The organism is Solibacillus sp. FSL K6-4121 (genome assembly GCF_038002585.1).
Classification (GTDB): Bacteria; Bacillota; Bacilli; order Bacillales_A; family Planococcaceae; genus Solibacillus; species Solibacillus faecavium.
In genome coordinates, this window is sequence record NZ_JBBOCS010000001.1 from 842899 (window position 1) to 855998 (window position 13100).

Sequence of the window (13100 nt, forward strand, 5' to 3'; positions counted from 1 at the left end):
CTTTTATAGCCTATGTACTACGATAATAATCATTACATTCACAGTAAAAAATGCGCTGAAACGTAATGCTCAGCACATTTTTTACTGTTCTTCTATATTTAATATTTCTAAAATACGGTGTAAATCATCCTCTGAATAAAATTCGATTTCGATTTTCCCTTTATTTTTTGCTTTTCTTATTTGTACTTGCGTTCCGAAATATTCACGCAGTTGGGATTCTGTTGCTTCTGTATGAATATCCTTATTCGTAGCCTTTGTTTCACGTGAAACGGTTTCGTTTATATCCTGGATGTACTTTTCCAATTGACGTACATTTAAATGATCTTTAATTACTTTATTCGCCACTTCTGGAATTCGTCGTTTGTTTTTTAAACCAAGCAATGCTCGCCCATGGCCCATTGTCAGTTTTCCTTCATTGACAAGGTCACGAATTTCATCGGGTAATTGTAATAAACGAATTAAGTTTGCAATATGCGGGCGACTTTTTCCTAATCGCTTCGCTAAATCATCCTGTGTGAAATTCAGTTTACCAATTAAACTATTATATGCTTCTGCTTCTTCAATTGGAGTTAAATCTTCCCGTTGTAAGTTCTCTAAAATTGCGACTTCCATCATTTGCTGCTCTGTAAAATCTTTTACAATGACAGGTACTTCTGCTAATCCGGCAAGCTTAGCAGCGCGGTATCGCCGTTCCCCAGCAACGATTTCATACTTTCTGCCGGATTTTCTAACAACAATTGGCTGAATAATACCATGCTCAATAATGGAACTTGCCAATTCTTCAATAGCGGTTTCATCAAAAATCTTACGTGGCTGAAATGGATTTGCCAAAATTTTTGTGACGGCAATTTGCTGTACCTGATCTTCCTTATGTACGGCCTCTTCTCTAAAAAGCGCGTCAATCCCTTTACCTAACCCTTTAACCATTTTTAATCACTTCCCTTGCTAACTCTAAATATACTTCTGCCCCACGTGATTTTGAATCGTATAAAATTACGGGTTTTCCATGACTGGGTGCTTCACTTAACCGCACATTGCGGGGGATAATAGAACGATAAACCCTATCCTGGAAGTAGCGTTTTACTTCATCTATTACTTGAAGCCCTAAATTGGTACGTGCATCCAACATCGTTAATAGCACACCGTCTATCATTAATTCCTTGTTTAAATGCTTTTGAACAAGACGAACCGTAGAGAGCAATTGACTTAAACCTTCTAATGCATAGTATTCACATTGAACAGGTATAATCAATGCATCAGAAGCGGTTAATGCATTTATAGTTAATAAGCCAAGAGACGGTGGGCAGTCAATAATAATAAAATCAAAATTATTTTTAATTTCCTGTACCGCCTTTTTTAGTCTTACTTCACGTGAAATGGTTGAGACAAGCTCAATTTCCGCACCCGCTAATGAAATTGTAGCGGGAACTATATATAAATTTTCCACATCTGTCTGTTGTATCACTTCTTTTATATCTTCATCATTAATTATTACATCATAAATACAGCTTTCTAAGTCTCCCTTTCGCACACCTAGTCCGCTTGAAGCGTTTCCCTGTGGGTCGATATCGATTAATAACACTTTCTTTCCTAAAAAAGCTAAACATGCACTTAAGTTTACAGAAGATGTCGTCTTTCCAACGCCACCTTTTTGATTGGCAATCGCAATTATACGTCCCAATATCCGCACCTGCTTTCATCACTTCAATTTAGGTATTTTTTCAAAGTTTAAAAAACTTAGAATATTTCTCTATTATGACACATCTACTTTTATATTAACAAAAATAGTGACAAAGCGATGCTATGAAAATAAATTTATTTTTAAAACTTAATACTTTCTATCCACTAAAAAACTGCCTCAAAAGGTAGAATCTTTCGGGCAGCTAAATAATTTATTTTCTCTTCGGAATTTTAACAGTGATTTGATAGTAATCATCTGTATCCTCTTCCTCCGTTTTCACGTCGATTCCACTTTTCGTCACCATTGTTAACGATTGCTTAATTGTATTCAGGGCAATACGCACATCTTTACTAATCGCTTTACGAGTAGGTTTGCGTTTTTTCACTTCTGGTTCTTCTGGATTAAGAAGTTTTTTAATCTGCTCTTCTAGTTGTCTTACATTCCAATCATATTCTTTAGTAGCAGCAATAAGCTGCATTTGTAATTGCTCATCTTTAATAGCAATTAAAGCACGCGCATGACGCTCTGAAATTTCACGATTTAATATAGCATCTTGGACAAACTGAGGTAATTTTAATAAACGTAATTTATTAGCTACCGTTGATTGGCCTTTTCCAAGACGTTGTGCGAGTGCTTCTTGTGTGAGCGAGTGCAAGCCTAATAATTGTTGGTAAGCAAGCGCTTCCTCAATTGCTGATAATTCTTCACGTTGTAAGTTTTCTATAAGTGCAATGGAAGCCGTTTCACGATCATTTAATTGGCGGACAATAGCAGGAACTTCAGTCCATTGTAGTGATTTCATAGCTCGATAACGACGTTCTCCAGCAATGATTTCGTATTTATCTGAATCATCGCTCATAGGACGGATAACAATCGGTTGGATAACACCATGTGTATGAATTGTTCTTGCTAATTCTTCAATCTTCTCATCATCAAAAACTGTACGTGGCTGATAACGGTTCGGAATGATTTTGTCTATTGGAATTTTAACTACTTCTTCTGAAGCCATCGAGATATTCTCTATTACTTCTTCTGAAGCCAACGAGTTCTCTATTACTTCTACTTCACTTTTTACTTCTGGCTCTTTGCTCCCGCCTCCGAAAAAACGTGAAAAAGTACTTTTCATCCGTGTGGCACCACCTTTAGGAAACTATCTATCTCTTATACCATATTATTTATGATTCATACGAAAATGTACAGTGTTCAATGAACAGTAATTTTTTTAAAAACAACATAAATATAAATATGTATGCTTCAAAAGGTGAAAACATTTCATATTTTATATTTTTATTTTATTTTTTATTTAAATTTTAAATAATTGGTGTCTTATTTGGTACACCTGGTTTACGGGGATATTTTTTTGGTGTTGACTTAATTTTATCAAATACATAGAGCGAGCGTTCACTTTCTTCAACAGGTAGGTGGAACGCAAATTCTTCTTTTAGTTTGCCTCCTAAAGTGGAAATAGCCTTCGTCGCATCTTTTAACTCTTCTGCACCTGCAGCGGCTTTTAATGCCACAAAATATCCGCCTTCTTTTGCCATTGGCAGACATAATTCAGATAAAACAGAAAGACGTGCAACCGCGCGAGCAGTAACAACATCGAACTTTTCACGATATGCAGTATTTTGTCCAAACTCTTCTGCACGGGCATGTACAAATGTCATACCTTCAAGATTTAACTCATTTGTTAAATGATTTAAAAATGTAATTCGTTTGTTTAAAGAATCCACAATCGTAATTTTTAAATGTGGGAAACAGATTTTAATTGGAATACTTGGGAATCCAGCTCCTGCCCCTACATCACATACCGATGTGACTTTCGTGAAATCAAAATAAAATGAGGCACTAATAGAATCATAAAAATGCTTTAAATATACGCCTTCTAGATCTGTAATGGCAGTTAAGTTCATTTTTTCATTCCACTCAACTAATAGCTCAAAATATTTATTAAACTGTGCAATTTGCTGCTCTGAAAGCTCAATACCCTTTTCCTTCAATGCTTCAATAAACTGCTTTTCGTTCATAAAATGCACTCCTCCATATTCAAAAGAATGAGCGCCTTTCTGAATAAAGACGCTCACATCATTCAGTTCGTACTTACTTTTGCAATTTTCCCTTGCTCAATATAAACAAGTAAAATCGATACATCTGCAGGATTAACTCCAGAAATACGTGAAGCCTGTGCAATGGAAAGTGGTCGAACACTTTTTAGCTTCATACGAGCTTCTGTCGCCAAGCTTGATATCGCATCATAATCAATATTTTCAGGGATTTTCTTATTTTCAAGCTTCTTCATTTTTTCTACTTGTTGAAGTGCTTTTTGAATATAACCCTCATATTTTAGCTGTATTTCAATTTGTTCTTTTATATCGTCTGATAGTTCAATTTCTGAAGGTGTTAACGAAGCAACTAAATCATACGTCATTTCTGTACGTTTTAAAAGGTCTGCTCCGCGGATACCATCTTTAAGTTCTGCTCCGCCAACAGAGCGGATTACCTCTTGAGTAGTAGCATTTGGTTTGATGATAACTTCACGTAGACGGGCAATTTCCTGTTCGATTTTTGCTTTTTTCAACTGGAATTTTGCATAACGTTCTTCTGAAATCATACCCGCCTTATAGCCTACTTCCGTCAAACGTAAATCCGCGTTGTCATGACGTAAAAGTAGTCGATATTCTGCACGAGATGTTAATAAACGATAAGGCTCATTTGTACCTTTCGTCACTAAGTCATCAATTAAAACACCGATATAAGCATCAGAACGACCTAAAATAATTTCTTCACGCCCTAAAACTTTTGCTGCTGCATTCATACCAGCCATTAAACCTTGACCTGCTGCTTCTTCATAACCTGAAGTACCATTAATTTGACCAGCCGTATAAAGACCCTGAATTTTTTTCGTTTCTAGTGTTGGCCATAATTGTGTTGGAATTACTGAATCATACTCAATCGCATAGCCGGCACGCATCATTTCCGCGTTTTCCAATCCTGGAATAGAGGCAAGTAATTTCTTTTGAACATGTTCAGGTAAGCTTGTCGATAACCCTTGGACATATACTTCACGTGTATTGCGTCCTTCAGGCTCCAAGAAAATCTGGTGACGAGGCTTATCACTAAAGCGCGTTACTTTGTCTTCAATTGATGGACAATAACGTGGACCTGTCCCCTTAATCATCCCTGAAAACATTGGCGATAAATGTAAATTCTCTTCAATTGTACGATGTGTTTCTTCTGTTGTATAAGTTAACCAGCAAGGTAGCTGATCCATAATATATTCTGTCGTTTCAAAGCTAAATGCGCGCGGTACTTCATCACCTGGCTGAATTTCGGTTTTTGAATAATCAATTGTACGGTTGTTTACACGTGGTGGTGTCCCCGTTTTAAAACGGACTAAGTCAAATCCTAATTCTTTTAAGTTATCCGCCAATTTAATCGATGGCTGTTGGTTATTTGGACCTGAAGAATACTTCAGATTCCCTAAAATAATTTCTCCACGTAAAAACGTACCTGATGTAATAATAACAGCTGGTGCGCGGTAAATGGCTCCCACTTGTGTAATTACACCTTTTACTTCTCCATCTTCTACAATTAGTTCATCGACCATTGCTTGATGAATTTGCAAGTTTGGCTCTTCTTCCAATACACGTTTCATCTCATGTTGATACTGGAATTTATCCGCTTGTGCACGCAATGCGCGTACTGCTGGACCTTTCCCCGTATTTAACATACGCATTTGGATATGTGTTTTATCGATAATACGTCCCATTAAACCGCCAAGTGCATCAATCTCACGAACAACGATTCCTTTTGCAGGTCCGCCGACTGAAGGGTTACATGGCATAAACGCAATCATATCTAAATTAATTGTAAGCATGAGTGTTTTAGCACCCATTTTCGCGGCAGCGTATGCTGATTCCACACCAGCATGTCCTGCACCAACAACGATTACGTCAAAATTACCTGCTTCATATTGTAATGACATGTTGTTCTTCCTTTCCTTTACTTAAATTTATTTTCCTAAACAGAACTGTGAGAATAGCTGATTAATTAAGCTTTCCTGAACAGTATCCCCTATAATTTCACCAAGAATTTCCCACGTACGCGTAACATCTATTTGAATCATATCAACTGGTACACCAGATTCTGCTGCAGCCAGCGCATCCTCAATTACTTGTTGAGCTTGATGCAATAAAGCGATATGACGTGCATTTGATACATATGTTAAATCATTTGCTTCTACTTGCCCTTCAAAGAATAACGCTGCAATCGCTTCTTCTAGCTCCATTACACCTTCTTCTTTTAATAGCGAAGTCGTTACGACACGATGTTTACCTGCCAATTCATGGACACGATTTAAATCGATTTTGCGCTCGATATCTGTTTTGTTAACAACGACGATATAATCCATTGCCTGAATAGTTTCAAATAACCGCTCATCTTCAATCGTCAATGCTTCTCCATAATTTAAAACAAGCAATATTAAATCAGCGTCTTTTAACGCTTCACGAGAACGTTCAACACCTATTCGCTCTACGATATCCTCTGTTTCACGAATACCCGCAGTATCAACTAAACGTAAAGGTACACCGCGTACATTTACGTATTCTTCAATAATATCACGAGTAGTACCTGCGATGTCGGTTACAATCGCTTTATTTTCTTGAACTAAACTATTTAAAAGAGAAGACTTTCCTACATTTGGTCTACCTAAAATAACGGTTGATAAGCCTTCACGCAAAATTTTCCCTTGTGATGATGTTTGAAGTAATTTAATAATTTCTTCACGTACCCAACCGCATTTTTCAAGCAGTACCGGAATCGTCATTTCTTCAACATCGTCATACTCTGGATAATCTATATTTACTTCTACTTGTGCCAATGTTTCCAATAATGCTTGGCGTAAAGACGTAATGAGACGCGAAAGCTTCCCGTCCATTTGACCGAGTGCAACATTCATAGCACGATCTGTTTTTGCACGAATTAAATCCATAACAGCTTCTGCCTGTGATAAGTCTATACGACCATTTAAAAATGCCCGCTTAGTAAATTCCCCAGGTTCAGCTAAACGTGCACCATAGCGTAATACAAGCTGTAAAACACGATTAACTGACACAATACCACCATGACAGTTTATTTCGACTACATCCTCACGTGTAAACGTTTTTGGACCGCGCATCAGTGACAGCATCACTTCTTCTACGACCTCATCCGTTTTTGGATCGATTAAGTGTCCATAGTGAATCGTATGTGATGCTACTTCGTTTAAACGCTTATGATTTGGTGATTTAAATATTTTATCTGCAATCGCTACTGCCTCATCTCCGCTTAGACGAACAATGGCAATGGCTCCTTCGCCCATTGGTGTGGATATCGCAGCAATTGTATCGAATTCCATCTTATATCCTCCTAATTTTGTGTTATCCACATGTGGATAAATCACATCCGTGCTACACTTTCTAACAATTTAGACTAACATATTTTAAAAAAAATCTAAAGCAATGTTGTTTTTTACATGTATTATTAACATAAAAAAATGGCCTATCCAAATGAATAGGCCGACACTGTCTGTATGCATTTATTTTACTGGCTCAATGACTAAATAGCGATTTGGCTCTGTACCTTCTGAATATGTTTCAATATCCAGACGGTTAGCCAATGCATTATGAATAATTTTTCTTTCATAAGAAGCCATTGGTTCGAATGAGACCGGTTTTCGTGTACGTACTGCCTTGTCGGCCATCCGCAATGCTAGCTGCTCAAGCGCAACTTGACGTCGTTCACGATAATCTTCTACATCCATTTGTAAAACCATAAATGATTTGGCAGTTTTATTAAGAATGAGCTGTGTTAAATGTTGCAGCGCATTTAAAGTAAGACCACGCTTACCAATTAATAATGCTGCTTTTTCACTCGATAACTTAAAAGAAACATATTTGCCATCTGATTCATGTTCAATTGTTAAATCTGTAATTCCCATTCCTAAAGCAATATTCGTTAAATACGACTTTGCTTCTTCAATAGGGTCCACTTGTTGTTGTTGTTCATGATGAATTGATTGATCTTCATTAACTAAAACCGACTCATTTTCAAAGGTCTCTTCGATAAATGACTGTTCTTCTACTACAGGTGTAGGATGTGAAGTCGTTTCTTTATTCACTTGTTGCTGAACAATTTCTTTTACAGTAACACGAACTTCTGCATTTCGTGCACCAAAACCTAAAAATCCTTTTTTACCTTCTTGTAAAACTTCTACATCAACTTGTTCCCGAGTATGGCCAAGCTTTTGTAACGCTAATGAGATCGCTTCTTCTACTGTTGCGCCTATTTGCGTAGTTTGTTTCACTTATTTCGCTCCTCCTGCATCGGTAGCATCCGGTTTATTTTTATTCCAAGGTTTGTAAATAACAAGGTTTTGTAATACAGATACAAAGTTTCCGACTACCCAATATAATGATAAAGCGGCAGGTAAAATAATACCGAAACCAACAATCATTAATGGCATAATGTACATCATAATTTTCATTTGCGGATTATCTACTGCTGGTCCAGTCATTAATACAACATACTGGATAAGACCTGCGATAACAGCAAATACAATACTTGGCTCTGCTAATGGAACCGCTAAAAATGTTCCTAATTCAAATGCGTCCGGTGTTGCATTCATACGGCTAATTGCATGATAGAAACCAATCAGAATTGGCATTTGAATAAGAATCGGTAAACATCCAGCTAATGGGTTAACACCTGAAGTTTGCATTAACTGCATCATTTCCTGCTGGTACTTTTGTTGAGTTGCTGCGTCTTTAGAGCTGTATTTTGCTTGAAGCTCTTTTAACTTTGGTTGCATTTCCTGCATTTTTTTAGAGCTTTTAACTTGTTTGATTGTTAAAGGTAAAATAATTAAACGAATAATAACTGTTACGATAATAATTGCAAAAGCATAATTCGCAGCATTGCCTTCGAACATATCAGCAAAAAGCTTGATGAATGATACGAGTGGCCAAACGATATATTCATTCCAAAAGCCATCGCTTTCAGATGAAATCGGCTGGTCAAATTCTGTACAGCCTGAAAGTAGTAATACTACAGAGACAAGCGACAGCATTATCCAAAGATTTTTCTTCAACCTTCTTCCTCCTAAAGCAAACCTATTCAATTTTTTATGACAACAGTTTACCATGTGCATACGTTTGTACACTACTAATTGTTCCGATAATTTAAATTTTATCGTATCTTTATTTCAAACTATCGAATAATTTTATAGTAAATTTTTAGTGCGATATTAACCTTTATATACTCTTGCAACCTTTAATACATGCTGCAAGCTTTTTTTGGTTTCATGAAAATCTATTGTGGCCGCCTGCGTTCTGGCGATAATAACATAGTCCATATCTTGTCTTACTTCATCTTTTATTTCCAGAAAAGCCTGGCGAATATAACGCTTCACTTGAACTCGAGTGACAGCATTCCCCACTTTTTTACTTACTGATAAGCCAATACGAAACGCCTCTTGTTCTTCTTTTTTCAAGCAATAAACAATAAATTGGCGATTCGCAAATGACTTACCTTTTTTAAACACCTTTTGAAAATCTTCATTTTTCTTTATTCGTTGGCGTTTATTCATGATCCATTCACCTGCTCCATCTAATCATTGGTACTTTTTTTGCTTCTGTCGAAACAATCAATTACACCTAGGCGTAATTGCGTCCAGATTTCCGGTAAAAAATTACCTTTAAAAATCTGAGCCATCTGCCAGAGGCTTATCTTCATTCAGTGTTTACAACACCTGACGGAACTGACAAAACAAGCATGCATCCCCTACCTATACAGATAAGTATTTTCTACTGAATGAAGATAAAAGAAAAAAAAGACCACTGATGTGGCTCAGTGGACTTATGCTGATAATACTTTTCTTCCTTTTTTACGACGGCGAGCTAATACGTTACGGCCGTTTTTAGTGCTCATACGAGCGCGGAAACCGTGAACTTTAGAGTGCTTACGTTTTTTAGGTTGGTACGTGCGTTTCATTTATATACACCTCCTGAATTCGAGCGTTACTATATCTATCTCTACATACAGACCATGATATTATATAAATAATGAAACCCATTTGTCAATCCTTCTATTTATTTTTCTATTTTAAAAAGAATTTGTTAGTTCATTCCCCTTACCTTTCCTCTATACAGTTATCCACAATCCATAAAATTTTTTCAACTTCAGCCTGTGAGTAGTTTTTTTTCTTAAAAAATTATCCACAACGTTTATCTACAGCTTTTTCACATATAAATTCCCTGTGGACAACTATGACTCGAATAACATATGATTATGTGGATAAGATTGATTAAGTATTGAAATAGCTCACTTTATTTGATACGATAACTGTGTTTTACTTTGTGGAATTCTTTTCTGGGAAATATTTTATCCACAATTGTTGATAATCTGTGGACAATGATTTCCCCGGCAATTGTATAACACATATCCACAGTGTGTGGGTATGTGTATGAAAGTGTTTTTTATTGATAAAGTTCATATTTTATAGCTCTGTTTTTCTATTAAATATCTAACAGGGCGTTTCTTTTTTTTGTGAATACGAACGAAACAGTTTCAACAAAAATCACATAAAAAAAATTATCTCATTCTATGTTGAACGAAATAAATCTTTTCTAATATATGAATTAATATGTGAAATGAATTAACGAAAGGAAGAACAAGCTTGGAACATTTAGAAAATTTATGGAATGCCGTCCTTGCCCAAGCTGAACAAAAAATTTCAAAACCGAGCTTTGATACTTGGCTGAAATCGACAAAACTTTTAGCTCATAGTGGCACAAAAGTAACGATATCAGCACCTAACTCTTTTGCCCGTGATTGGCTTGAACAATACTATATTCATATGATTACAGGAATATTAAATGAGTTAACTGGCGAAGATCTGGTCATAAAATTTGTCGTTCAGAAAGATCAAGTTGCAGACGACTTTGAACTACCACCACCAATTACCCAAGCAAAATCAAGTGAACATCATGATATTACACCTGGTATGCTCAATCCAAAATACACATTTGATACGTTCGTTATCGGCTCTGGTAACCGCTTTGCTCATGCAGCGAGCTTAGCTGTAGCAGAAGCACCAGCAAAAGCGTATAACCCTTTCTTTATATACGGGGGGGTAGGACTAGGAAAAACCCATTTAATGCATGCCATTGGCCATTATGTAAAAGAACATAATCCTACTGCAAATGTCGTTTATCTATCATCTGAGAAATTCACAAATGAGTTTATCAACTCGATTCGTGATAACAAAACAATTGATTTTCGTAATAAATACCGGAATGTTGATGTGTTACTAATTGACGATATTCAGTTTTTAGCTGGGAAAGAATCAACGCAAGAAGAGTTTTTCCATACATTCAATACTTTACATGAAGAATCAAAACAAATTGTCATTTCAAGTGACCGACCACCTAAGGAAATCCCTACATTAGAAGATCGTTTGCGCTCTCGATTTGAATGGGGTTTAATCACAGACATAGCACCACCTGATTTAGAAACACGTATTGCCATTTTACGAAAAAAAGCCAAAGCTGACGGTCTAGATATTCCAAATGAGGTTATGCTGTATATTGCCAACCAAGTCGATACAAATATCCGCGAATTGGAAGGCGCATTAATCCGTGTAGTTGCTTATTCTTCTTTGGTCAATACGGATGTCTCACCGGAACTGGCTGCAGAAGCTTTAAAAGACATTATGCCAAACTCAAAGCCGCGCATGATTTCAATTTTAGATATTCAAACAGCAACAGGCGAGCACTTCAATATTCGTTTAGAAGATTTTTCGGCAAAGCGCCGTACAAAGTCGATTGCTTTCCCAAGACAGGTTGCGATGTATTTATCCAGAGAACTAACGGATTTTTCATTGCCTAAAATTGGTGAGGAATTTGGTGGACGAGACCATACGACTGTCATCCATGCACATGAAAAAATATCTTCATTAATTAAAACAGATCAGCAACTCCAACAGGATATTAAACAAATTCGAAGCATGCTAGGTAAATAAAGTTGTGTATAACTCACTGTTTTTCACACAAGGATATTCACAACTTGTGCACATGTGGATAGCTTACATGCCGTAAGAAAAAGTTCGGTTATCCACAAATCCACAGGACCTATTACTATATCTATTAATATCTTTAAATAAATAATTAATTATATAAGAGAGGTAAACTAATGAAATTTAATATTTTACGTGATCATCTTTTAGCTGGATTAAATGATGTAATGAAAGCAGTTAGCTCTAAAACGACGATTCCTATTTTAACGGGAATTAAGATTGATGTTACAAATGAGGGTATGACTTTAACTGGTAGTGATGCAGATATTACAATCCAAACATTTATCCCAGTAGAAGAAAATGGCGAACAAATCATAAATATTACTCAAACAGGTTCTATCGTATTACAAGCACGTATGTTCAACGAAATTGTTCGTAAATTACCTACAAACGAAGTAGAAATCGAAATTACAAACGGTACTGCAACAATTATTCGTTCTGGTAAATCAGAATTTCATCTAATCGGATCTGATGCAACAGAATATCCACAACTACCTGAGCTTGCAGCTGATCGCCAATTTACAATACCTACGGATCTATTAAAGTCGATTATTCGTGAAACGGTGTTTGCTGTAGCTACTTCTGAAAGTCGTCCCGTGTTGACAGGTGTAAACTGGAAAGTTGATGGCGATGAATTAATATGCGTTGCAACGGATAGTCACCGTTTAGCACGTCGTAAAGTAAATCTTGAAAATTTACCAACTGATGTGACTTCAGTTGTTATTCCAGGAAAAAGTTTAAATGAATTAAATAAAATTTTAGAAGATACGAATAACCCAGTACAAATTGTATTAACGAGTCAACATGTATTGTTTAAAACAGATGACGTTCTTTTCTTTTCACGTCTTTTGGAAGGGAATTACCCAGACACATCCCGTTTAATTCCAGAAGAATTTAAAACAATGATTACTATTAACGGAAAATCACTTCTTCAAGCAATTGACCGTGCATCGTTGCTTGCTCGTGAAGACCGTAATAATGTTGTTCGATTTGAAACTCTTGAAAACCAAACAGTAGAAATATCATCAAATTCACCTGAGATTGGTAAAGTGGAAGAGCAAATCCAAGTGGAAAGCCTAGAAGGAGAAACTTTAAAAATTTCTTTCAGTGCAAAATACATGATGGAAGCGTTAAAAGCAATTGATGGTCAAGATGTTGTCATTGAATTTACAGGGGCAATGCGTCCATTCATTCTGCGATCTGTAGCAGATGATGCGATTTTACAACTGATTTTACCGGTACGTACTTACTAAAAAAATATAATTTTTAAAAGGAATGGTCTTTAACTTATTATTGAGACCATTC

General features: G+C 36.3%; 12 protein-coding genes. 2 read left to right on the top strand and 10 right to left on the bottom strand.

What is annotated here, in order from left to right:
- Positions 1-81: 81 nt before the first annotated feature.
- The 10 genes from MHH95_RS04330 to rpmH all read right to left on the bottom strand — a co-directional run bounded on the left by MHH95_RS04330 (position 82) and on the right by rpmH (position 9712).
- The gene (locus MHH95_RS04330) at positions 82-927 is read right to left on the bottom strand and encodes a ParB/RepB/Spo0J family partition protein (RefSeq protein ID WP_340726558.1); all 846 of its coding nucleotides are present in this window, start codon (positions 925-927) and stop codon (positions 82-84) included.
- Entirely contained in the window at positions 920-1681 is a 762-nt protein-coding gene (locus MHH95_RS04335) for a ParA family protein (RefSeq protein WP_191701054.1), read from the bottom strand. The genes MHH95_RS04330 and MHH95_RS04335 overlap by 8 nt, the downstream gene beginning before the upstream one ends.
- A gap of 211 nt (positions 1682-1892) precedes the next feature.
- Entirely contained in the window at positions 1893-2807 is a 915-nt protein-coding gene (gene noc / locus MHH95_RS04340) for a nucleoid occlusion protein (RefSeq protein ID WP_340726559.1), read from the bottom strand.
- Positions 2808-2991: 184 nt separating this feature from the next.
- Positions 2992-3708 (bottom strand): 16S rRNA (guanine(527)-N(7))-methyltransferase RsmG, encoded by a 717-nt coding sequence (rsmG, locus tag MHH95_RS04345; RefSeq protein WP_191704182.1) that lies wholly within the window; start codon positions 3706-3708, stop codon positions 2992-2994.
- Positions 3709-3770: 62 nt separating this feature from the next.
- A complete protein-coding gene (gene mnmG / locus MHH95_RS04350; RefSeq protein ID WP_340726560.1) occupies positions 3771-5666 on the bottom strand; it encodes a tRNA uridine-5-carboxymethylaminomethyl(34) synthesis enzyme MnmG in 1896 nt (631 codons plus the stop codon).
- Between the two features lie 27 nt (positions 5667-5693).
- On the bottom strand, positions 5694-7079 hold the full coding sequence (gene mnmE / locus MHH95_RS04355; RefSeq protein WP_340726561.1) for a tRNA uridine-5-carboxymethylaminomethyl(34) synthesis GTPase MnmE: 1386 nt from the start codon (positions 7077-7079) through the stop codon (positions 5694-5696).
- Positions 7080-7259: 180 nt separating this feature from the next.
- Entirely contained in the window at positions 7260-8027 is a 768-nt protein-coding gene (jag, locus tag MHH95_RS04360; protein WP_340726562.1) for an RNA-binding cell elongation regulator Jag/EloR, read from the bottom strand.
- The gene (gene yidC, locus MHH95_RS04365) at positions 8028-8810 is read right to left on the bottom strand and encodes a membrane protein insertase YidC (RefSeq protein WP_191704186.1); all 783 of its coding nucleotides are present in this window, start codon (positions 8808-8810) and stop codon (positions 8028-8030) included.
- Between the two features lie 156 nt (positions 8811-8966).
- Entirely contained in the window at positions 8967-9308 is a 342-nt protein-coding gene (gene rnpA, locus MHH95_RS04370; RefSeq protein ID WP_191701047.1) for a ribonuclease P protein component, read from the bottom strand.
- Positions 9309-9577: 269 nt separating this feature from the next.
- Positions 9578-9712 (bottom strand): 50S ribosomal protein L34, encoded by a 135-nt coding sequence (gene rpmH, locus MHH95_RS04375; RefSeq protein ID WP_008408389.1) that lies wholly within the window; start codon positions 9710-9712, stop codon positions 9578-9580.
- A 685-nt stretch (positions 9713-10397) separates the two neighbouring features.
- Between rpmH and dnaA the strand changes: the two genes are divergently transcribed.
- Together dnaA and dnaN are read left to right on the top strand one after the other, a co-directional pair.
- The gene (dnaA, locus tag MHH95_RS04380) at positions 10398-11741 is read left to right on the top strand and encodes a chromosomal replication initiator protein DnaA (protein ID WP_340726563.1); all 1344 of its coding nucleotides are present in this window, start codon (positions 10398-10400) and stop codon (positions 11739-11741) included.
- A 170-nt stretch (positions 11742-11911) separates the two neighbouring features.
- The gene (gene dnaN / locus MHH95_RS04385; RefSeq protein WP_191701045.1) at positions 11912-13048 is read left to right on the top strand and encodes a DNA polymerase III subunit beta; all 1137 of its coding nucleotides are present in this window, start codon (positions 11912-11914) and stop codon (positions 13046-13048) included.
- Positions 13049-13100: the final 52 nt, after the last annotated feature.